The sequence below is a fragment of the Acetanaerobacterium elongatum genome, from assembly GCF_900103835.1.
In the GTDB taxonomy this organism is placed as follows: domain Bacteria; phylum Bacillota; class Clostridia; order Oscillospirales; family Ruminococcaceae; genus Acetanaerobacterium; species Acetanaerobacterium elongatum.
The window spans coordinates 1-18,805 of record NZ_FNID01000017.1; the positions used below are offsets into that span (position 1 = coordinate 1).

At 44.7% G+C, this 18,805-nt stretch carries 23 protein-coding genes; 1 reads left to right on the forward strand and 22 read right to left on the reverse strand.

Annotation, left to right across the window (positions count from 1 at the left end):
• Positions 1–245, forward strand: a 245-nt coding sequence (locus BLR50_RS07500; protein WP_143008067.1) for an integrase core domain-containing protein, incomplete at its 5' end; no start/stop codon positions are given.
• A gap of 32 nt (positions 246–277) precedes the next feature.
• Here the strand turns inward: BLR50_RS07500 and recN are convergent.
• The 22 genes from recN to secD all read right to left on the reverse strand — a co-directional run bounded on the left by recN (position 278) and on the right by secD (position 18,724).
• Positions 278–1,948, reverse strand: a complete 1,671-nt coding sequence (gene recN, locus BLR50_RS07505; protein ID WP_092640164.1) for a DNA repair protein RecN — start codon at positions 1,946–1,948, stop codon at positions 278–280.
• A gap of 40 nt (positions 1,949–1,988) precedes the next feature.
• Positions 1,989–2,441, reverse strand: a complete 453-nt coding sequence (gene argR / locus BLR50_RS07510; protein ID WP_205408678.1) for an arginine repressor — start codon at positions 2,439–2,441, stop codon at positions 1,989–1,991.
• Between the two features lie 115 nt (positions 2,442–2,556).
• Entirely contained in the window at positions 2,557–3,420 is an 864-nt protein-coding gene (locus BLR50_RS07515) for an NAD(+)/NADH kinase (protein ID WP_092640168.1), read from the reverse strand.
• A gap of 59 nt (positions 3,421–3,479) precedes the next feature.
• Positions 3,480–4,292 carry a TlyA family RNA methyltransferase gene (locus tag BLR50_RS07520; protein WP_092640170.1) on the reverse strand — a complete coding sequence of 271 codons (813 nt, stop codon included), beginning with the start codon at positions 4,290–4,292 and terminating at the stop codon, positions 3,480–3,482.
• Positions 4,289–6,148, reverse strand: coding sequence for a 1-deoxy-D-xylulose-5-phosphate synthase (gene dxs, locus BLR50_RS07525; protein ID WP_092640172.1), 1,860 nt, complete (start codon positions 6,146–6,148; stop codon positions 4,289–4,291). The genes BLR50_RS07520 and dxs overlap by 4 nt, the downstream gene beginning before the upstream one ends.
• Positions 6,149–6,198: 50 nt before the next feature.
• Positions 6,199–6,726, reverse strand: coding sequence for a divergent PAP2 family protein (locus BLR50_RS07530; protein WP_092640174.1), 528 nt, complete (start codon positions 6,724–6,726; stop codon positions 6,199–6,201).
• Between the two features lie 55 nt (positions 6,727–6,781).
• Positions 6,782–7,666, reverse strand: a complete 885-nt coding sequence (locus tag BLR50_RS07535) for a polyprenyl synthetase family protein (protein ID WP_092640176.1) — start codon at positions 7,664–7,666, stop codon at positions 6,782–6,784.
• Between the two features lie 22 nt (positions 7,667–7,688).
• Positions 7,689–7,895, reverse strand: a complete 207-nt coding sequence (gene xseB / locus BLR50_RS07540; protein ID WP_092640178.1) for an exodeoxyribonuclease VII small subunit — start codon at positions 7,893–7,895, stop codon at positions 7,689–7,691.
• Between the two features lie 22 nt (positions 7,896–7,917).
• On the reverse strand, positions 7,918–9,111 hold the full coding sequence (gene xseA / locus BLR50_RS07545; protein ID WP_092640285.1) for an exodeoxyribonuclease VII large subunit: 1,194 nt from the start codon (positions 9,109–9,111) through the stop codon (positions 7,918–7,920).
• 17 nt (positions 9,112–9,128) lie between these two features.
• On the reverse strand, positions 9,129–10,073 hold the full coding sequence (locus BLR50_RS07550; protein ID WP_092640180.1) for a tRNA (adenosine(37)-N6)-threonylcarbamoyltransferase complex transferase subunit TsaD: 945 nt from the start codon (positions 10,071–10,073) through the stop codon (positions 9,129–9,131).
• 1 nt (position 10,074) lies between these two features.
• Entirely contained in the window at positions 10,075–10,539 is a 465-nt protein-coding gene (gene nusB / locus BLR50_RS07555; protein ID WP_092640182.1) for a transcription antitermination factor NusB, read from the reverse strand.
• 89 nt (positions 10,540–10,628) lie between these two features.
• The gene (locus BLR50_RS07560; protein WP_092640184.1) at positions 10,629–10,997 is read right to left on the reverse strand and encodes an Asp23/Gls24 family envelope stress response protein; all 369 of its coding nucleotides are present in this window, start codon (positions 10,995–10,997) and stop codon (positions 10,629–10,631) included.
• Between the two features lie 124 nt (positions 10,998–11,121).
• Entirely contained in the window at positions 11,122–11,736 is a 615-nt protein-coding gene (locus BLR50_RS07565; RefSeq protein WP_092640186.1) for a SpoIIIAH-like family protein, read from the reverse strand.
• A 23-nt stretch (positions 11,737–11,759) separates the two neighbouring features.
• Complete coding sequence (locus tag BLR50_RS07570; RefSeq protein ID WP_092640188.1) at positions 11,760–12,353, reverse strand: hypothetical protein; 594 nt, start codon at positions 12,351–12,353, stop codon at positions 11,760–11,762.
• 12 nt (positions 12,354–12,365) lie between these two features.
• Positions 12,366–12,833, reverse strand: coding sequence for a stage III sporulation protein AF (locus BLR50_RS07575; protein WP_092640190.1), 468 nt, complete (start codon positions 12,831–12,833; stop codon positions 12,366–12,368).
• A 66-nt stretch (positions 12,834–12,899) separates the two neighbouring features.
• A complete protein-coding gene (locus BLR50_RS07580; RefSeq protein ID WP_092640192.1) occupies positions 12,900–14,069 on the reverse strand; it encodes a stage III sporulation protein AE in 1,170 nt (389 codons plus the stop codon).
• 84 nt (positions 14,070–14,153) lie between these two features.
• Entirely contained in the window at positions 14,154–14,546 is a 393-nt protein-coding gene (locus BLR50_RS07585) for a SpoIIIAC/SpoIIIAD family protein (RefSeq protein WP_092640194.1), read from the reverse strand.
• A 2-nt stretch (positions 14,547–14,548) separates the two neighbouring features.
• Positions 14,549–14,743 (reverse strand): stage III sporulation protein AC, encoded by a 195-nt coding sequence (gene spoIIIAC / locus BLR50_RS07590; RefSeq protein WP_092640196.1) that lies wholly within the window; start codon positions 14,741–14,743, stop codon positions 14,549–14,551.
• A gap of 40 nt (positions 14,744–14,783) precedes the next feature.
• The gene (locus BLR50_RS07595; protein ID WP_242871712.1) at positions 14,784–15,236 is read right to left on the reverse strand and encodes a stage III sporulation protein AB; all 453 of its coding nucleotides are present in this window, start codon (positions 15,234–15,236) and stop codon (positions 14,784–14,786) included.
• Positions 15,217–16,227, reverse strand: a complete 1,011-nt coding sequence (locus BLR50_RS07600; protein ID WP_092640200.1) for a type IV secretion system DNA-binding domain-containing protein — start codon at positions 16,225–16,227, stop codon at positions 15,217–15,219. Before BLR50_RS07600 ends, BLR50_RS07595 begins: the two co-directional genes overlap by 20 nt.
• Positions 16,228–16,370: 143 nt before the next feature.
• Positions 16,371–17,324 (reverse strand): protein translocase subunit SecF, encoded by a 954-nt coding sequence (gene secF / locus BLR50_RS07605; RefSeq protein ID WP_092640202.1) that lies wholly within the window; start codon positions 17,322–17,324, stop codon positions 16,371–16,373.
• Positions 17,324–18,724 carry a protein translocase subunit SecD gene (gene secD, locus BLR50_RS07610; RefSeq protein ID WP_092640204.1) on the reverse strand — a complete coding sequence of 467 codons (1,401 nt, stop codon included), beginning with the start codon at positions 18,722–18,724 and terminating at the stop codon, positions 17,324–17,326. The genes secF and secD overlap by 1 nt, the downstream gene beginning before the upstream one ends.
• Positions 18,725–18,805: the final 81 nt, after the last annotated feature.

Genomic DNA, 18,805 nt, shown 5'->3' on the forward strand with positions numbered 1-18,805 from the left:
TGTTTGAACAAACGGCACTGAAACTGGGTATCAGACATAAACTTATTCGTCCTTATACACCCCGACACAACGGCAAGGTAGAACGTAGCCACCGTGAAGACCAAAAGCGTTTCTATGACATACACCACTTTTATTCACTCGCCGATTTTGATGTGCAGCTAGCTGCACATCAAAATCGTTCCAATAACATACCGATGCGCCCACTTCGCTGGCTTTCGCCACTTGAAAAGCTTGCTCTTTCCTAACACTGTCCAAGATGTTTGACAAACCTACAAATTTAATTTCCTGCAAGCTTAAGCATTTCATCAGCATTGGATAGCATCAGTTCAGTAATGGCATCGCCACCCATGATGCGCGCAAGCTCTTGCATGCGCTGTTCGCGGCTAAGAGTATGCACCTCAGTATAGGTTTTCCCTTCCCGCACCTTTTTTTCAATCAACATATGATGGTCACCGAGCGCTGCAATCTGAGCAAGATGGGTTACACAGATTACCTGCCGTCCCCTTGCAATCTCACGCAGCTTCAAGCCAATCTTCTGTGCGGCACGACCACTCACACCGGTATCAATCTCATCAAAAATCATGGTATCCACGTCGTCCTTACCTACCAAAACGGTTTTAATGGCAAGCATGATGCGGGAAAGCTCACCGCCGGAAGCAATCTTTGAAAGCGGCTTTGGTGGCTCTCCGGGATTTGTTGAGATTAAGAATTCAATATTGTCTATCCCAGAGGGCCGCATATCGCCCTGCTTATTAGAAATTACCAGCTGTACGCTGGGCATATCCAAAAACTCCAGCTCCAGCTTAACACGACGTGCGAATTCTGTAGCAAACTCATTTCGCTTGGCAGAAAGCAGCATTGCCGCCTCTCGGGTTTTCTCGTAAACCTCAGCACGTTGGATTGTCAGCTTATTGATCAGTTCATCTGAAAGCTCAATCTCTTCCAGCTCCTGCTTGGCTTTCTCCAGATATTGCAGAACTTCTTCAACGCTGCTGCCATACTTCTTTTTAAGCTTATAAATCGTATCTAATCGGTACTCAATTTGGTCAATCAGGCGCGGGTCAAATTCAAAATCATCAAGTATTTCGTGTATATCGTTTGAAATCTCTTCAAGCTCCAGAGTGATGGAGCCAATACGCTCCGACATTTCGGCAACGTCCTCTAAAAAAGCAGAAAGCTCGTTAAGCGCTTGTGAAGCATTGGCAACTAAGCTACAGCCCCCCGCTGTCTCCTCATTGCCCGAAAGATTATCATAGGCTGTATTAAGCCCATCCAGTATCCGTGCAGCATTCTTAATCCGCTTGCGCTTTGCCAACAGCTCATCCTCTTCATCGGGCTGCAGGCCTGCCTCTTCTATCTCGCTGATTTGGAATTTTAGCAAATCTACCCTGCGTGCCTTCTCCGCTTCATCGGTAGATATCTTACTGAGGCGGTTTTCAATAGTTCTCAGCTGCTCATACTGGCTTGCATAACAGCTACAATCTGCGGAGAGATTACCGAAGCTGTCGATGAACTTCATATGCTTATCGGCATCCAGCAGCGCTTGATTATCATGCTGGCCATGAATGTTGATAAGGTATGTACCCAATTCACGTAACAGTGCCACAGTAGCCGGCCGCCCGCCGATACGACAGTTCGCTCTGCCGTCTGCCGTAAGCTCTCGGGAGATTAGAACCGTGTTGCCCTCATCCGGCTCATAGCCAAGCTCTTGAAGCTTAAAAACGGCATCCTCAGAAATATCGGTAAATAGAGCGGTAACGCTGGCCTTATTAGCACCGGTACGTATCAAATCCTTCGAGGTTCGTTCGCCCAGAACCGCGTTGATGGAATCAATAAGTATCGACTTGCCGGCACCGGTCTCACCGGTAAAGATATTAAAACCCTGTCCCAAAACAATAGAGGTTTGTTCAATCACCGCAATATTATCGATATAGAGTTCAGAAAGCATATCAAATCACCTGCCATATTTATGACATAACAGCATTTACCTAATCCATCAGCTTCATCAAATCATGCATCAGCATCATGGAGGTTTCTTCCGAACGGGTTAAGATGAAAATAGTATCGTCGCCCGCCAAAGTTCCGACTACACCCTTCCAGTTGAGTGAGTCAAATGCTGCACAGGCTGCATTGGCCATACCGGTATAGCATTTCACGCATACAATATTCCCTGAGTAATCTATATGCACTGCCGATTTCACAAAAAGGGTATGAAAGTTGTAGTTGATTTCAACATCCTTCTCGCGCAGGTTGGAGGAGTATTTGTAGTTGCCATCCTCCCCTAGGGTTTTAATCAACTTGAGCTCTTTAATATCGCGGGAAACCGTCGCCTGAGTGACATTGTAACCGCTTTCACGCAGACGACTGAGCAGCTCCTCCTGCGTATTGATACTGTTCTCGGAGATGAGCTCCAGTATCTTGGTATGCCGTTTTGTTTTCATCATAACCATCCGTTCCGCCGCTGTGCAGAGCAAGAAGTGAAGCGCATGGGTTTACCTTACCATGCACAGCAGACAATGGTAAGGGTAAAAAATACAATGTAAGACACCTTATAGGTTAACCACGTAACAATACCTTTTGGTTAAGCACTTCAAAGAAATCTTTATATTCAAGGTTTAATAATTTAACATAGACTGATGATTTTTTTATTATTATAGTGTCTTCGATATCTATCTTTATGGCCTCTTCGCCGTCGACAGTCAGGTAGACTTCACACCCGTCTCTCTCTTTACCGCTCGTAACGGAAATAACATCCTCGGGTGAGAAGATAATCGTTCTTGAAACCAAAGAATGCGCACAGATAGGTGTCATCGTAATACATTCAACATACGGCGATATCACCGGCCCTCCCGCCGCCATATTATAAGCCGTGGAACCGGTGGGGGTAGAAAGAATAATACCATCAGCACGGTAGCTACTCACAGCTTTATCATTACATGCTACATTAAGGTCAATAATCTGTGCCTTAATGCCCTTAGAGATAACAGCATCATTTAAAGCATAATAGCTCTGCTCAATATTGCCGGATTGTTTGATAATCTCCAGCATCATGCGATTTTCGGTGTTGTAGTCTCCGTTCGTAACCCGGTTTAATACCGAAAGGTTATTGGGCTCAATAAACGACATAAAGCCAAGCCTGCCTACATTAACCCCTACTACAGGCTTACCATAAAAGGCTGCTTTTTTGGCCGCATGCAACAGAGTGCCGTCACCGCCGATTGTCACGACAAAATTGCAGCCCCGCATTATAGAATCAAACGAACCAAACAGCGCGCCGATACGCGTAAAGTGTTTTTGCTTGTCATCCTCAAGGCAGGGGATAACCCCGATCTTGAGTAGTTCTCTGCAGACCTCGGTTGTACAATTCAGGCTGTTTGGCTTATCCAGATTAGGGATTAAAAACGCCTTTAATTCACTCATATCCGGTTTAATCCCTCACTAATGGCATGCTTTACTAAACACCTACGACGCATGTAATGCTATGCCTTAAAATTCTCATGAGACGCTTGTACCAAAGCCTCTAAATCAATTGTTGCAGGCGCAAGACACTCAGCGGATTTTTTCAGATAGTACAGGTACTCTATATTCCCCTCTGGCCCTTTTACGGGAGAATAGTCAGCGCCTAATAAGGTAAAACCTATCTCCGGCAAGGTGTTCGCAATTTTTTGCAGCACCTCTAAATGAATCTCCGGCTCCCGTACAACACCCTTTTTGCCCACCTTGCCTTTTCCCGCTTCAAATTGCGGTTTCACAAGACAGACCACCTCACCGTTATTCTTTAAAAGTGAAAAAGCCACCGGCAACACCAGCGTTAGGGAGATAAAAGATACATCTATACTTGCAAAATCCAACGGTTCACCAACCTGTTCCCGTGTTACATAACGAATGTTGGTACGTTCAAGGTTGATTACACGTTCATCCGTGCGCAGTTTCCAAGCCAACTGACCGTAACCAACATCAACAGCATACACCTTTTTTGCACCGTTTTGCAACATACAATCGGTAAAGCCGCCGGTTGAGGCGCCAATATCCATACATATACAATCATTCAATGAGAGCTGAAAGGTTGTCATTGCTTTTTCGAGCTTTAGGCCGCCACGGCTGACATATTTTATATCGGAACCGTTTACACGGATATCTGCTCCTTCTTTTATCTCTTCACCGGGCTTATCGACCTTTTGTCCATTTACGAATACCACTCCGGACATAATCAGCGCCTTGGCGCGTTCCCGGCTTTGCGCAAGCCCCTGTTCAACCAGTGCAGCGTCCAAACGCAATCTATTCTCACTCACCGCAGGCTCTCCTGTTTTATATATTCTACAATACTGTCACTGTCCAGCCCTACATTCCTGATGGAGGAGCTAACCGAAGCCTGTGTAACAAAGCAGTTATCCACCGCTTTTATCGTAAAGCTTCCGGTATAGCCGTTCTTCGCAAGCAGGGTATGAAAATGCTCGGCAACCGAGCCGTTCTGTATGCCTTCTTCGATAAAAAGAATGTGCTGATAGCCTTTGGCCATAGTCACACATTCCGGCGGAATAGGGGTTATCTTTGTAAGCTTGAGGATATCAAATTTCTCTGTGCTTTTATCCCGTGCGAGCAATACTTCGCTGAATTCACGGCCATAGGTAATAACCAGTAGATTACTGTCCTTAGAATCTGATAAATGAGTATATTCAATCGAAGACTCAAAGGTATCGGCATATAAACCTTGCGAGCCTCGTGGGTAACGCACCGCAACCACACCGGGAGTATTATAAAGCGCTTCCTTCAAGGTAAGCTGCAGTTCAGCGTAAGTGAAAGGCGAAAAGATTGTGATACCAGGAATGGAGGAAAGGAAAGCAACATCGAACAGCCCCTGATGAGTCTCCCCATCATCCCCAACAATTCCCGCACGGTCTACCGCCAGAACAATATGTGTTTGTTCTATGGCCGCATCATGCAGCACCTCGTCATAAGCACGCTGTAAAAATGTAGAGTAAACCGCAAAAACAGGCAGCTTTCCGCCCGTGGCAAGACCTGCCGCAAAGGTAACACCGTGTTCTTCGGCGATACCTACATCAAAAAATCGCTCTTTATACTTCTTATAGAAAAAATTCAGACCGGTCGCATACTTCATTGCCGCGGTAATGGCACAGATTCGGTCGTCTTTATCCGCAAGCTCCAACAGGCACTGTCCAAAACAGGTAGAAAAGGTTTCACAGCTTGAAGTAGTTGTATACTTGCCCGAAAGATCCATCTGCGCGATGCCATGGAAGGCTCCCGGGTTCTCTTCTGCACTTGCAAAGCCTTTTCCCTTTACAGTATCAACATGAATAAAAACAGGTTCTTTTAAAGCTTTAGCCCTTAAAAGTACGTTTTTTAGCCGTGACAAATCATGCCCGTCTACAGGGCCAAGGTAGGTAAAACCAAAGGCTTCAAAGTAATTGCTGTGGTATAGCAGCTCTTTAAAGGTGGTTTTTCCTCTTATCAGGAGCTTCTCTATTGGGTCACCCAGCAAAGGCATATGGTCTAAAATACGGTGTGCCCTGTCTTTGGCATTAAAATAACTTGGACGTGAACGGATTTTTGCTAAATATTTCGCGAGCGCCCCGACATTTTTTGAGATGGACATCTCGTTGTCGTTTAGGATCACTATCAGGTTTTCAGCCGCCTTACCGGTATTGTTCATCCCCTCAAAGGTAAGACCATTGGTAAAAGAGCCGTCACCAACAATAGCAAGCACCTTGCCCTCTTCACCGTTTAGGCGTTTTGCAGCCGCGATACCGCACGCTGCGGAGATCGCATTCCCTGCATGCCCTGAGATAAAGGCATCGTGGATATTCTCTTTGCTTTTTGGAAAGCCGGAGATACCGTTCTCCTGCCTCAAGGAGCTAAACTGCTCTAACCTTCCGGTAAGTAGCTTATGGGTGTAACATTGATGCCCAACATCAAACAATATACGGTCCTGTGGGGAATCAAATACAGTATGAATTGCAACAGTAAGCTCAACCATGCCCAGATTGGAAGCCAGATGTCCACCGGTTTGGGAGATTGTTTCTATAAGAACTTCCCGAATCTCAATACAAAGCTGATTTAATTCAAAATCATTCAGCTTTTTGAGGTCTTCGGGCAGATTCAGTTTTCGCAAAAGACTATCGTTATCCATCCTATAGGTAGTTCTCCTTTATAAGGCGCGGCATAAGTTTAAAGTGAGAATCAGCGCATGGGTATAATCAGTGCCATAATAATACCGAGCAGGGCCCCACCTAATACTTCAAGAGGTGTGTGCCCAAGATACTCCTTCAGCTTTTTAAACTGCATATCATCAATTTTAATAAATTTGTTTTTATCCTTTCGAAACCTTTTCTTACTGATGCACTCGATTTCTTCTTCATGTTTATCTTCCGGGCGCCTGATGCTTACTACAATTTTATTGATTACCTTTGCCTGTTCGCCTGCCGCACGGCGAACACCCATTGCATCATACATTACTATAGCCGCAAACATTAAAGAAAGTGCAAACAGTGGTGAACCGAATCCTTCTTTTCTCGCAACCGCAAAGGTCATGGAACAAACAAGGGCCGAATGGGCACTTGGCATACCACCCGCGCCAACCAGCCGTTCAAACTCAAAACGTTTGGTTGTAATGAGTGTGAGAATTGTTTTAATAACCTGTGCGGTTATCCATGATAATACTGCCGCGGAGAGAATATAGTTGTTTATAAGATCGTATATATCGTCCATAACAGCCCCATTCCGCCGCCTCACTGTGCAGCCAAAGTATCGTATACACTATTGCTTAACAGGTTCGGCTGGTCAGCGAATCGGTAAACTCATAGATGAATTCATTCGCTTTCGGGAACCGTTTCAGTAAAGCTTTAGCCTCATCATTAAGGGTTTTAACAATTTGTCTAGCTTTGTCAACCCCGTACAGGGTTGCAAAGGTTGTTTTATCATTATTCCTATCACTGCCTACAGGCTTCCCCATTTCTTGGGCAAACCCGACAATATCAAGTATATCATCAATAATCTGAAACGACAAGCCGATTTTTTCAGCATATTCATCAGCGCCGCTACACAAACCTTCGTCTGCCTTTGCAGTAATACAGCCCATCTGTACCGCGGCACGTATCAATGCACCAGTTTTTAAAGCATGAATATACTCAAGCGTCTCACCTGAGATCGGCTTCCCTTCATTCTGCAGGTCAACCGTCTGCCCGCCCACCATTCCCTGATACCCCGCAGCCTTGGAGAGTACCCCGGCAGCCTTCACAATCTGCTCCGGTGCTAAATTGCGTGAGGACAGTATTGTTTCAAAGGCAAGCGTGAGCAGCCCGTCACCGGCAAGTAAGGCGTTTGCTTCACCAAAGGCAATATGACAGGATGGCCTTCCTCTGCGCAGGTCATCATCATCCATGCACGGAAGATCATCATGTATGAGTGAATAGCAATGAAGCATTTCTACAGCACATGCAATAGGCAGCGCAGCGGCAACATCCCCGCCGCACATACGGCAAAATTCCAATACAAGAACAGCACGAATACGCTTACCACCCGATAAAAGGCTGTAGCGCATCGCATCTATTACCACCTGCTGCGGAATTCTCTGCTCCGGTAGCAGCCTGTCAAGCTCATTATTAACCATGGATATATATTCATTCAACCGCTCGGAATAACTGCTCATAACGAAACCCTTTACATAATATTTATTGGCCGGATACACCGGATAACTCCGTAATCTTCAGTTCAGCCGTCTTCAGCTTTTTTTGGCACTCAGATAAAAGTAGTGTTCCCTGCTCGTAGAGCTTTAATGAGGTTTCTAAATCGGTCTCACCGCTTTCAAGCTGCCTGATAATCCCTTCCAGTGCAGAAAAGGTTTCTTCAATACTCATTTGTTTGTCTTGTTTACTCATATAGCATTATACCTTTCATACCTCAAAGTACCTTTGCATCAAACTCACCGTCAGCGATTCGGACAGTTACCTGGTCTCCTGTATGAATCTCTCCGGTACTCTTAATGACCCTGTTGTTTTTATACGCCAACGCATACCCACGCTGTAAAACCTTTAACGGGCTAAGCGCATCCAACATATCGGTATAATAAAGCCATTGATTCTGCTTTACTGCAAATTTATTTATCATAACAGAGTTTAGGCGCACAGTGTCGTTTTGCAGTTGCTCGTAATGCCCCTTAAGCTTTTTCAGAGGACTCATGGCATAAAAATTATCTGCTATCAAATTCATTCGGGTACTCGCTTTACTGAACTGTTCAGCGTAGGATACATTAAGCTGCCGGCCCAGCTGGTGCAATCGGTTTTGTAGCTCGGTTAACTCGGGAACTGCCAGCTCTGAGGCCGCTGAGGGAGTTGGCGCGCGTAAATCCGCCACAAAATCAGCAATGGTAAAATCGGTTTCGTGCCCAATGGCCGAGATTACAGGAACCTTACTGTCATAAATGGCTCTTGCAACCACTTCATCGTTAAAACAGAAAAGGTCTTCGTAGCTACCGCCGCCGCGGGCAAGAATAATTACATCGATATCATTCAGACGGTTTACTGCCCCCAGTGCGTTTACAATACTTGCAGGAGCGTCAGCGCCTTGTACCGTGACCGGGCACAGGATGACCTCCGCAACAGGGTATCGCCGTGACAGAACACTGAGGATATCCTGAATTGCCGCCCCTGTCTTTGAGGTGATAACGGCAATCCGCTTAGGAATCTGCGGAATAGCCTTTTTATGTTCTGGATTAAATAGTCCTTCCTCACTTAAACGTTGTTTCAATTGCTCAAACGCAAGCGCAAGGCTGCCGATTCCGTCTGGCATCATATCGGTACAGTAAACCTGATACTGACCTTCCTTTTCGTACACCGAGATATCCCCGCTTACAACCACCGACATCCCGTTTTCAGGGGTAAACCGTACAGTTGAGGCATATTTTTTGAACATCACCGCGCGGATAGAAGACTCGCTATCCTTTAGCGTAAAATAAAAATGTCCTGAGGAGAATTGACTCTTAAAGTTAGATATCTCGCCGCGAAGCATAATGCGGTTTAACTTTCGGTCTCCCTCAATAATAGATTTAATATAGGTATTAACCTGTGTTACAGTTAAGATTCTGGAAGAACCCATAGCAACCCCCATCATTACTATCGCAATTGACCGGCTTTACTTGCGGTTAGTATAGCGACCCCTGCAGCGTTATCACTGGAATATTCCGGCTCTGCAAACATGCCACCGTATTTTTCGGTAAACCGTGCGCGTATGATGGAGTTCGACATCACACCACCCGCATAGATAATCGGCAGGTTACCGTATTCTTTCAGTACAAGCTCAGTCATTTTATCAAGCGTTGCTGCGATGTGTTCAATGCAATAAAACGCTATATCACAGCTTGGTTTACCATCAACAACCATTCTTTTGCAGATGTTTTCAAGCCCGGAAAGGCAACAATCCATACCTCGGATAGTGGGTGTTATCTTAAACCGTGTACTGCTCGTAAGTGCTAATTCCTCCAGATGTCTACCTGCAGGGAACGGCAGCCCCAGCATGACACCTACCCGGTCAATGGCCTGCCCAGCCTTTAAATCAAGGCTGGAGGCTATCTGGTTGATATCTAAAAGCTGTTCCTTACCGGGGCTCACTAAAAGGCAGTCGGTCGTACCGCCCGAAACATGGAATGCAATAAACCGGCGGTTCATAAGGTCCAGCCGTTTCACAGAATAAAGGGCCGCAGCAATATGCCCGGCCTGATGTGAAAAACCGTATGCCGGTATTTTAAGTGCTGCGGCTATCGATCTTGCAGCGCATTCCCCCACTAAAAAGCAGGGCATATAGGAACCTTCAGCATCACGTGGTCTGGCCGAATAGCCAACTGCATCAAAATCAAAAGCAGGCTGTAAGGCCGACAGCTGTTCCATAATTACAGGCAACTGCTTAACATGGCAAAACACTGCGTCACTCTGCTTTAGGCCAAGTGCACCGATCTCAACCGGCAGCAGCTTTTTTTGATGTATTATCAGGTTAGACTTAGCATCATATACCGCGGCTGAGGTAGTATAGTTACTGGTATCGATACCCAAGAAGGCTGCCATATTACTGTTGCTCCTCAAACTTTTCAGGCATGGAATTGGCATCGCCCTGTACTTCATCGCCAACTTTGTCTGCTTCGAGCTCTTTTGCCGCAGCACCAAGAACGCCGTTTACAAAAGATGAATCCTCTTCCCCGGCATACTTTTTGGCAAGCTCAACCGCTTCGTTTATAGAAACACTTACCGGAATGTCGCTTTCATAAATCATTTCATAAAGAGCAAGCCTTAAAATGGCAAACGCAACCTTTGATATGCGGTTCATCTTCCATTTTAACGATAATCTTTCTATTCTTGCGTCTAATGCTTCAAAATGTTCTACGGCATGCAGGGCTACTTCGGCTGCAAAGGGTTCAACCTCCAACTCACGGCTCTTAACGGCAAGATCAATAATCTCCTGCATATTTTCGGTTCTAAAAGATTTTTCAAATATCAAAATAAAGGCCTGTTCTCGGGCTTCTCTTCGCGACATGTTTTGAGCATCCTTTCAGGTTTATAAAACAGCTTCAATTCAAATGTAAAATAAGCCCTCCGCCTTTAAGGAGGGCTTATCAAACAGATTTAATGTTTATCCTCGGCATCGCCAAATACAATTGAGATTACATGAACATTTACCTTGGAAACCGCAATTCCTGTCATACTCTGTACGGAGGCCTTGACATTCGACTGTATCTGCTGCGCAACCTCTTGAATCTTAGCCCCAGCCACAAGATTTACATAAACATCAATTATTGCCACATCTTCTCGCACCGAAATCTTTACCGGATTCGGAACAACCGGTTTTGTTACCAACCCTTTAAAGCTAGTAGGCATGGTTGCCATCTCGGCTACTCCGCTTACCTCTTTGGTTGCAGTGCAGGTAATTTTTGAGATAACATCCTCAGAAATCTTTAAGCTGCCAACGGTATCCTTAATCGTACTCTCTTTCATGTAAACCTCCGTTTCGCCACATGATTGTAGGGCATTATATTATACTGTTACATTATTCACAAAAGAAAGTGGTATAACACCATTTGCTATAATGGTATTATACCACAAAATGAGAAAGACACAACTATTTTACCGGAATAATCGTGATATTTTCTGCCTTAACCTTGCATTCCTTCAAAACAATATCCTTTATCTGTGCGGCCTCGCTGTTTAGCAATCCATCAGTTTTTACCACAATGCTAGCCTTTTCGCCGTCTATGAATGCAATGCAGTCCTTAAACCCTTTGGCTTTTATCAGGCTTTCGATATTGCTTTCTGCGTCTATAGCATCAGAGAGGCTTGCCGCTGTGGCTATGGCGATATTTTTTTCTTCTTCAGACACCTTTGAGTCTTTCAGAATGTCTTGCAAGGTTTCAACCGCCTTATCGCGACTTTGCTTCTTGTTTAATCGTGCCTCTATGAAGTAATCCTCACCGGCCTCGTTGGTCATGGCTGCCTCAATCATCCCTGTTGGATTGGTAATACCTTTATCGGCAACATCCGTAGCATCTACAGCATCGGCGGGCTGATTCTCTTCCTTATCAACAAACTGAGCCTCACCGTAGTTCTTAGATGCATCCACGTCGTCTGTTAAGGTTAAATCCTTTCCACTCTGTGAGAACTGCCAATTCAGATAGATTGCAACCCCCAGTGCAAGTACTAATGTAGCCAGCAATATCTGTCTTTTCCCAAATACCATAAGTACGATTCCCTCCTAAGCCCTTATTTGTTTACATTGGACATTTTAGTGACACAAACCCTGTTAGACCCTATGTCAAGCGCCGTGGTCACTGCGTCTATAATCCGTGACCGCACTGTCGTATCATCACCGCCTTCACATACCACCACAACCCCTTTTACCAGCGGTGCCTTCTGTGTTGTTAGCAACGCCTGTTTGCCTCCATCTGGATCATCGACAAAGATATATTTCTCTTCGGTGCTGTCCTTCTGGGTTGTTTTGGTGTCTTGCCCACCTTGGGCATCTTTTGTTACATCAGTATTTCTTTTTTGTTCCTTCGCATAAATATTTTCCGCGCTATTTTCCAGCGTGACGATAACTTTTGCTTTGCCTACTCCTTCAATGGTTGCAACCATATCATAAATCTGCTTTTCAAGCTCTTGGTTTTCCTGCGAAAGACTGTAATCACTTGCAGTAGTGGCTGCCTTATTTTCCTTCTTAGGTGCAAATACATCTGAAAGAAGAATTAAAATAATACCCAGTATTCCAACAGCTACAATAAATTTAATTTTCTTGTCACCCTTAAATAAATCCAGCAGCTTATCTTTTATGCTGATAATGCCTTGCTTACCGCCCATAACGTCCTCCAATCAGGAAAAATAAACATTGACCTGATTTCCTGTTTTACTGCTTAGATATTCTTTAATCTCTGCCTTACGAGAGGCATATTTGTTTTTAAAGACAACATCTATCTGACTAATAGATATGCTGGTATTGTCCGCAGTATTATACCTAACTGAAATATTTTCTGCCTCAACCCTGATATCCTTTAACAGTTTTTTTACCCTTTCTGTTACTGCCGCGGATACCTGCCCATCCACAGCTGATACCAAATTCTCTTGAACCTCATTTACCCTAGCCTTCACATCCTGCGTAAGCGTAAGCCTTATTTCGGGGAATCGCATAATCACCGGTGAGATTACACAGCTTAAGAAGAAGGCCGCTACTACCAGCTTCATAATCTTTTCAAGGCTTGTGTTGGGGATCAGCAGATTCATGATACCCCCGGCTACGGCAGCAACACAAAGCGAAATAGCCCAGATTTTAATATCAGCCATATAATCCTCCATCTCTCTACACCAGCGTCAGAAAAAATCCGTAAAGTGTGAAAAGAATTTTCACGCTTACGCTGCTCCAGAGCTTATCATCAGGGTAATGGTGGTGGTAACAATAAGCAGCAGTGCAAAGCACAGAATGATAGTCATCAACAACGATACCGCAGTAGCGGAAGCCTTAAGAACCTCACTTACAGATTTTAGTTCAAAAATATCACTGACCGCTGCGGAGATGTTCAGTGTAAGGTACCATACAGCCGATTCTACCAATACCGGCAGGAAGATGATTGAAGCCGAAACAATACCGAAGCCGCCTACTACATTCTTTAACAGTGTTAGACAGCCGCCTACCGAGGTGACCGCATCGGCTAAGGCCCCACCAACAACCGGCACAAAACTGCCGATAAGGAATTTTCCGGCTTTTAATGCCACACTGTCTGCACCGGTTGAAACGATAGTTTGTACACCCAAAAGCGCTACAAATACAGTGATAATAAATCCTAAAATCCATGTTGCGCTGCTTTTTATCATCTTTGCAACTCCGGCAATGTTTATTTGGGGCGATACTGCTGAGATGATACAGAACGCAAGATAGATACATAAGAGCGGTACAACGGTGGATGACGCAATCTGCGAAACAAGCTCTGCTGCAGAGAATAAAAAAATGCTGTAGGTTGAGGCAGTTACTGGCTGCCCGGATACCGACATGATGCCTGAAAGCACCGGTACAAAGCCCAGCATAAAGTTTGAGCAGTTCTCTACCGCCTGAGCAGTGTTTTGGATGCATGTCCATACCGGACCGATGATTCCAGCAATAATGCAAAGCACCGATACGGTTGAAAAAACACCGCCAATCGGCTTCTGCAAAAAGCCTTCTTTAAAACCGTCTACCAGCGAGCATAAAATGATGATGCCTAATATTGAAAAAAACAAAATTCTGGGCTTAGCAAGCGTGTCCTTAATCATAAGCCAGATAATCTTAAAAAATTGTAAGGGTTCCAGGTTTAAAAAACTGCCAATACTAATCTTATCTATTCCAAGCTTTTGTAAATACTCCTGTGTTTCATTAGGCAGCGTAAACATTAAATCACCCGCACCGCTTGCCTCCAACTGCTGTTCAAATACCTCGTTCGGCACAGGTTCTTCTGTATCTATGTCAGGAGCCTCCGCAAACACGGGGGTTGTAAGTAACAAAAGCATGCAAATTAAAACCAACAGCCTTTTCATTTGCTTTTCCATTCTGCCTATCGGCTTTCTACTGGGCTTGTCTTAAAATTCACTCGTTATTTGTGATTATTGGGCATGAATAATAATAAATAAAGCTTAACCTGCTGAGATCAAATTCTTGGCAACCTCAAGTATCTGCTTAAACAGTGGCAGCGACTGAAGCAACACCGCAATTTTACCGGCAGTCTCCACTTTGGTGGCAATGCTGCCCGCACCGGAATCACGACAGACATCGGCAGCCAACTGAGTGATAAAGCAGATACCCAGGCATTTAAAAAGAATAACGATATATTCTGCAGGTAGGTTGGTGGATTCAATCAGTTCCTGCACCTGTGTGAGAATCGGGGCCGCAGCCGCTATTACCAGCACAAGGATTACAATACCTGCACCGAGGTTTATAATCATGGAGTATTCAGGTTTATATTGTTTCAGCAGCACCGAGATTGCGGCGGCGATAATGGCTACTCCGGCAATGGTTATGATATTCATGTCTATAATCCAAACACACTTTTTACCGTTTCAAACAGGTTGCTGATTTCATAGATAATCATCATCAGTACGACAATCAGGCCGGCCAGCGTTGTCATCATGGCCTGTTCTTCCCTGCCGGAACGGATAAGCACCTGATTGAGAACTGCTACGATAATCCCGATAGCCGCAATCTTAAAGATTAAATCCACTTCCATAGATATAAACTCCATTCCGATATAATTGGGTCTGCACTGCTTACAGTATTAAAACCGCAAGGCCAAGGCCGGACAGAACACCAAGGGTGGTATACATCCTTGAGTGTGAACTGCTTTCACTTTTTGCTTTTTCATAGCTTTGAGTAAACAGCTTTTGGTAGAGCACTAATGTTTTGTTCTGCTCTTCAGAATCAGTGGTTCCAATATACTCTCCCAAAGCGAGCAATCGGCTGATATCCTCATCCTCAATAGGCATGGACTTTTTATAATATGTAACCGCTAAACACCATGCCTTCTGGAATGTCTGGCCAGAATTTAGCTCTTCCAGACACTTTTGTAAAAAGAGCAGTGTACCAAATCTTTCTGAGCACGCAAGGGCCTTAATAATATCGGGAACTGGCTGCCGTGAATAACTGATTTGAGCCGAGAAATAATCCAGCATTCCAATAATTTTCTCAAGGAATTTAACCTTTTCAATAAGCTTGCGGCACATAGATATCCCTACCGCCGAACAGGTTATTACGATACAGATGGCTCCTGCTACCTTGAGCAATTATCTCACCTGCCTTTATTACTTCCTGAACCCTGCCGGGTGTTCCAACATTCTTTAAAAAAACAATGTATTCAAAAGCACCTAGTGCGATAAGGCGCATGATCTGTTTTTTATGGTAAAGCTCGGTACTGTCATAAGCATGGGCGGAAGCAATGACGCATACCCCACAGTTTAAGCCGGTATGTATGGCATTTGCCTCTTCCTCTGTGCCGATTTCATCACATATAATAACATCCGGTGCTAAGCATTTTATTGCTATCATCATTCCTTTACCCTTTGGGTAACCATCCAATACATCACATCGCGGCCCAAGATTGTTACCCGCCTGTCCGCAATAGGTGGCGGCTAATTCTCCGCGTTCATCTACTACAGCCACACGCGTATTTCTAAGCGAAAGCTGTCGTGCCAGATCTCGCAATACCGTGGTTTTACCGCTGGCAGGTGCCCCGCATATCAATACGCTGCTGGTTTTATTGGTCATTATCCGGTTCATAATTTCGTCAGCGGCTCCAAAAATTTCACGTGCAACACGAATGTTCAACGATGATATGTCCCTAAGCCCAACTACCTTGCCGTTTTCTATCACAGCGGTACCGCAGATGCCCGCCCGATGCCCGTTTTTTACCGTTAAAAAGCCGGAAGCAATCTCATTTTGGTGGCTGTAAACCGAATAACCGCACAGCTTTTTAAAGCACTCAGATACATCTTCTTTTGTTACCACCACCGATTTTAGGGTGCATATTGACGAAAGACTGCCGTCCTGCTGAAAAAACAGGTCTTTGTCGGTCAGGTTTACAGCAAGCGGCTTGCCGCAGCGCAGGCGAATCTCGCGTACTTGTCCCTTTTTATCATCTGAAAGTTCATATATGTATCTGCTTAAATGGGGTGCCAGTAACCCCGCCGCATCGTCAACACGTTGTAAACTTGACATCGGTTCCACTACCTTCACCTCCGTGTATAACCCTTGCTACTTTAATATATTCACCGGTTGTCCGTTTAGAACAAAGAAAAAGCAGAAAGGTCTTAAACCTTTCTGCTTTTATAGGTAAACTATTCAGTTTATCTGAAGGATAATTAAATTTTAATCTTGCCGATAGAGGAAGAAGGTTTGCTGCCACCGGTTTTCTGGCTGAGTTTCTTTGCGCGGTAGTTCTTCCAAACTACCCACAGAGGACCAGCAATGCAGATGGTGGAGTATACACCTGAAATCATACCGATAATCATGGGCAGTGCAAAGGTAAGAATAGAGGTAACACCATTAATATAGGCAACGATACAGGTAACGATCATAACCAACAAACCGCAGCCACTGGTATTGATGGAACGGGTTAACGACTGGTTGATGCTGAGATTTACTATCTCAGCAAGCTCTTTCTTATTGCCATAAATCTTCTCATTCTCGCGAATACGGTCGTAGATAACGATGGTATCGTTAATCGAGAAGCCGAGAATGGTTAAAACAACGGCAATAAAGTTATCGTTAATCGGGAACTGGAAGAAGGTAAACGCAGCAAATACCATGAATGCGTCATGAAATAACGCTATTACACCCATAGCGCCTGCCGAGATACCGCCGATTTTACGGAAACGGAAGCCAACATAGATTATAATCAAGAGTGACGCCAAGGCAATGGCCACCATACACTTAGCGAAGAACTCTTTACCCATTGAGGCGTTTACGTTAGAGGAATCTAATAGTACTATATTGTTGCTGGGGAATGCCTTTGCAATTTCATCAGTCATTTTTTTCTGGCTGTCGATTGAAAGGCTTTTGGGCAATGAAACTATCAGCTTATTAATATTACCTTGCGTCTTCTGTACACTGACATCTTCACCCGTAGCTTTTTCAACTACACCTTCAACGTCATCTGTGTTGATATCCCCGCTGTAGGAATAGTTAATCATTGCGCCGCCTTTAAACTGAATGTCGAGCTTTACGCCAAAGATAAAAGAGTAAATTAACGAAATAGCTATAATGACAATGGAGATTGTAAAATAAATCTTCTTTTTTCCCATGAAGTCTATCATTATTTTGCACCTCCATACATCCAGGGCTTACGCAGACCTTTGAATTTAGAAATAGAACGAAGCATCAGTCTGGATGCTGTTACACCCATTAAGAAGTTGAAGATTACACCAATCAGCAGTGTATAACCAAAGGAATAGATGGCGCCGGTTGTAGCTGCACCGAACATAAACATAAAGGGTGTCAGCAGCTTAGCCCAGAAGCTGGACGACGGGCCAAACGAACCCATTAGAATGATTGCAACGATAATAACGGTGACATTACCGTCAAAGATAGCGGTAAAGCCACGCTCATAGCCTAGGTCGATAGCTCCTTCAATAGTTTTTCCGGCGCGCAGTTCTTCCTTAACACGCTCAGAAGTAATAACGTTCGCATCAACGCCCATACCGATACTCAGGATGATACCTGCGATACCAGGCAGCGTAAGCGTAAAGCTGGGGATGAAGGGTAGGTAGCCGGAAACCGCAATAATAAAGCCTGCAAACTGCCCCAGCAATGCGATTGAAGCGATTAGGCCTGGCACTTTATAATAGCAAATCATGAATACGCAAACCAGAATATACGCAATCAACAGTGCAAGCAGCATGGAATCCTTTGCTGCGACGCCAAGTGTTGCTGCAATTGAGCTGTAGTTCTCGGTTACAAGCTTAAACGGAAGCGCACCGCCGTTAATCTTGTTAGCCAGATCCGTGGCCTCTTGAGTAGTGAAGGGCTTGGCCGTACTTCCGGAAATGCTGGCAATACCTCCGGTGATGGCCGATTTAACCACCGGGTCGGAGATCATCGTGTCATCCATCCAGATGGATATCGGCTGGCCTATAAGCCTCGTGGTAGCCTCACCGAATTTCTTTGCACCCTCACTGGTAAGTTCAAGCTGTACCTCGGGCTCAGAAGTCTGGGTATTAGTTACAGCGCTTGCCGCTTTTACATCCTTGCCCTCAATAACAATATTATCCTTGGTAACACCGGTAGGCTTTCCGGATGAATCCTGATTATTACCTTCACGGAAGGTAAGCAATGCGGTATCACCCAGTTCTTTGATTGCCTTCTCGGGGTTTTTACTGGCTGCTTCATCTTTCCAAGGGAAACGAACAACAATACGGTCTTTAGTAGTGTCGGTATAAACTTCGTAGTCGGTAATATTCTGGGTAACAAGACGCTGTTTGATTACCGATTCGGCTGCCAGCATCTGAGCGTCGGTTGCATCAAAGCCAGCGGGGGGAGTAAACGTTACATCTACACCGCCTCGGATATCGATACCCCATCGGATATCATTAGCACCCTTGACATACACGGTTTTGGTATCACCATATGTAGTGCTGATACCAAAAAATGATGTCACAGCTAAAAAAACAATTAGCGCAAACACAACAAAGAATGTTGCTTTTGAGCTCTTTTTCATAGCCCAATCCTCCTAGTAATAGTATGCCCAATTTTATAAGAGTTGCAGCCGACCGTAAGGTGATTAAGGGCTGGTAACGAT

Excerpts from the sequence above, each read along its gene's own strand:
- BLR50_RS07535 (WP_092640176.1), bottom strand. The coding sequence starts at position 7,666 with ATGAGCAGTTATTCCGAGCGGTTGAATGAATATATATCCATGGTTAAT.
- BLR50_RS07560 (WP_092640184.1), bottom strand. The coding sequence starts at position 10,997 with ATGAAAGAGAGTACGATTAAGGATACCGTTGGCAGCTTAAAGATTTCT.
- BLR50_RS07580 (WP_092640192.1), bottom strand. The coding sequence starts at position 14,069 with ATGGAAAAGCAAATGAAAAGGCTGTTGGTTTTAATTTGCATGCTTTTG.
- BLR50_RS07575 (WP_092640190.1), bottom strand. The coding sequence starts at position 12,833 with ATGGCTGATATTAAAATCTGGGCTATTTCGCTTTGTGTTGCTGCCGTA.
- argR (WP_205408678.1), bottom strand. The coding sequence starts at position 2,441 with ATGAAAACAAAACGGCATACCAAGATACTGGAGCTCATCTCCGAGAAC.
- secD (WP_092640204.1), bottom strand. The coding sequence starts at position 18,724 with ATGAAAAAGAGCTCAAAAGCAACATTCTTTGTTGTGTTTGCGCTAATT.
- BLR50_RS07585 (WP_092640194.1), bottom strand. The coding sequence starts at position 14,546 with ATGAATATCATAACCATTGCCGGAGTAGCCATTATCGCCGCCGCAATC.
- BLR50_RS07570 (WP_092640188.1), bottom strand. The coding sequence starts at position 12,353 with ATGGGCGGTAAGCAAGGCATTATCAGCATAAAAGATAAGCTGCTGGAT.
- nusB (WP_092640182.1), bottom strand. The coding sequence starts at position 10,539 with ATGTCGCGAAGAGAAGCCCGAGAACAGGCCTTTATTTTGATATTTGAA.
- BLR50_RS07600 (WP_092640200.1), bottom strand. The coding sequence starts at position 16,227 with ATGTCAAGTTTACAACGTGTTGACGATGCGGCGGGGTTACTGGCACCC.
- BLR50_RS07550 (WP_092640180.1), bottom strand. The coding sequence starts at position 10,073 with ATGGCAGCCTTCTTGGGTATCGATACCAGTAACTATACTACCTCAGCC.
- secF (WP_092640202.1), bottom strand. The coding sequence starts at position 17,324 with ATGATAGACTTCATGGGAAAAAAGAAGATTTATTTTACAATCTCCATT.
- dxs (WP_092640172.1), bottom strand. The coding sequence starts at position 6,148 with ATGGATAACGATAGTCTTTTGCGAAAACTGAATCTGCCCGAAGACCTC.
- spoIIIAC (WP_092640196.1), bottom strand. The coding sequence starts at position 14,743 with ATGGAAGTGGATTTAATCTTTAAGATTGCGGCTATCGGGATTATCGTA.
- recN (WP_092640164.1), bottom strand. The coding sequence starts at position 1,948 with ATGCTTTCTGAACTCTATATCGATAATATTGCGGTGATTGAACAAACC.
- BLR50_RS07530 (WP_092640174.1), bottom strand. The coding sequence starts at position 6,726 with ATGGACGATATATACGATCTTATAAACAACTATATTCTCTCCGCGGCA.
- BLR50_RS07515 (WP_092640168.1), bottom strand. The coding sequence starts at position 3,420 with ATGAGTGAATTAAAGGCGTTTTTAATCCCTAATCTGGATAAGCCAAAC.
- BLR50_RS07595 (WP_242871712.1), bottom strand. The coding sequence starts at position 15,236 with ATGTGCCGCAAGCTTATTGAAAAGGTTAAATTCCTTGAGAAAATTATT.
- xseB (WP_092640178.1), bottom strand. The coding sequence starts at position 7,895 with ATGAGTAAACAAGACAAACAAATGAGTATTGAAGAAACCTTTTCTGCA.
- xseA (WP_092640285.1), bottom strand. The coding sequence starts at position 9,111 with ATGGGTTCTTCCAGAATCTTAACTGTAACACAGGTTAATACCTATATT.
- BLR50_RS07565 (WP_092640186.1), bottom strand. The coding sequence starts at position 11,736 with ATGGTATTTGGGAAAAGACAGATATTGCTGGCTACATTAGTACTTGCA.